The 1,798-nt window shown below is 67.1% G+C and carries 1 protein-coding gene; it reads left to right on the forward strand.

Features of this window, described 5'->3' with window-relative positions; genetic code table 11:
• A partial coding sequence (locus tag BQ8420_RS09245) for an HNH endonuclease signature motif containing protein (protein ID WP_087097427.1) occupies positions 1-1,067 on the forward strand: 1,067 nt, incomplete at its 5' end.
• Positions 1,068-1,798: the final 731 nt, after the last annotated feature.

The following is a 1,798-nucleotide window of genomic DNA, read 5'->3' on the forward strand; positions in this document are numbered from 1 at the left end:
GCAACCTCGCCACCCTGGCCCGCGCCGTGCACCGCCAGCAGTTGCCGTTGGTGGACGAGGCGTTTGGGGACAGCACCCTGTCGTTGGGTGAAGCCTGTGCGATCGCGACCTCCACCGAAAAAGCCACCGCTGAGTGGGCGAAGGTCCTGGAAACAGCCGATGAGGACTTCCGGGCGCAGCACCCCGACGTGGAGGGTTTCCGGGCCCGCCTGGAGTTCGGGCTGATCGCTTACAAGAAGGAATGCCCGAAGGCGTCGGTGCGGCAGTTGCGGGACGCGGCGAAATGGTTCGTCGCCCAGCTGGACCCCGATAAAGCCGACCGGGATTACGACGAGACTTTCGACAACCGTGGTGCGCAGTTCTCACCGACCTTCGAAGGCGGGTTCCTGCTGCGCATGTGGGGGCCGGGTGCGGATAACCAGCTCATCCAGGCCGCCCTGGACGCCTACACCGAACCCTACGGGCCCGACAGTGCGGCGGTGCCGAAGCACCAGCGCACTTATGACGCGATGATGCGCATCTTCGAGACCGCTCTGGCCCACCGCACGTGCGCGAAGGCACCGAAGCCGGTGGTCACGTTGAACATCACCGTCCCGCTCAAGCGCTACCTCGGCGACCAAACCGCCGAACCCGCTGTCACCGAGGACGGGGTGGTCATCCCCGACCAGATGATCTCCCGCCTCACCCCCAAAAGCTGGCTGCGCCGCTTCCTGACCGACGCCGAAGGCAAAACCCTCCTCGACGTAGGCCAGAAACACCGTTGCGCCCCCGACCCCGTACGCCAAGCGGCGGGGTACAAGGAGTTCCACTGCGAGTGGCACGAAGGCTGCGACATGCCGCGTAGCTGGTCGCAGTTCGACCACATCATCGCCTTCTCCCACGGCGGAGCCACCAGCTCCGACAACATGCAGCTGCTCTGCTCCACCCACAACCGGCTCAAGCACCGCCTGCAGGTGAAAACGAACCAGCAGATCTGGGAACACCACCACACCCAGAACCGCCAAGAAACCGAGAAGGCCGGTGGCGGTGAGGGTGGTGAGGGCGACCCAGCCCCAGCCACCGCCTAACACCACCACCACGCGTTTTCACCAGGCGAAAACCTCGCCCCGCTCCGAACCATGTATCCGGAGCAGACCCCCAGATCCAACCCCCGTACCTCTCGAAAAATACCCCCGGTTGGGTGTCAGACCCCAAAGGCTCCGTGCCTTGTGGGGATATCGGCATGCCTACCCCCGCGAACCCCCCACCCGGAGCCATATCCAGGGGCCAGAGTGGTTCCCGTTGGGGGTCTCGGCAGCACACACCCCCGCACCGGTACTGGCGCACATGCCGGCACCGATACTGCTGCGGGTACCGGTACTGCACCGGTGCTGGGGAGTGACCGGCCCACCTCCACCAGTGCCGGCTACCGCTGGGACGCGGCCCGCCCCGAGCCGCACCTGTAGCGGGCCCTTCGTAACCCAGGCGGTCACGTGGTGGCGACGCGCTCAACGACACCACCAGACGGTGGGGTAGGGATTCGGCCGGCTGCGGCCGGACCGGGCGGAGCCCGGCGGCCCGTCAGGGCCCGGGCCGAAGGCCCGGAAGGGCTTTTGGGTCCCTGACCCCACTCCCCGCTTCCCCGATAGCCGCCAACTGCCGTCGTAGTGAAGCGGGTCAAGGTGGAGCGCTCTCTCGGCGAAGCCGCCCCAGCGACGACCTTGACGCGCGTAGCGGAGACGGCCACAATCACGCGGCGGGGAAGGGGGAGACCACCCAAACCCCGCCCAACAACCCCAGGGCACGAGACCCGAGGCGC

The organism is Nocardiopsis sp. JB363, from assembly GCF_900143625.1.
GTDB lineage: Bacteria > Actinomycetota > Actinomycetes > Streptosporangiales > Streptosporangiaceae > Nocardiopsis.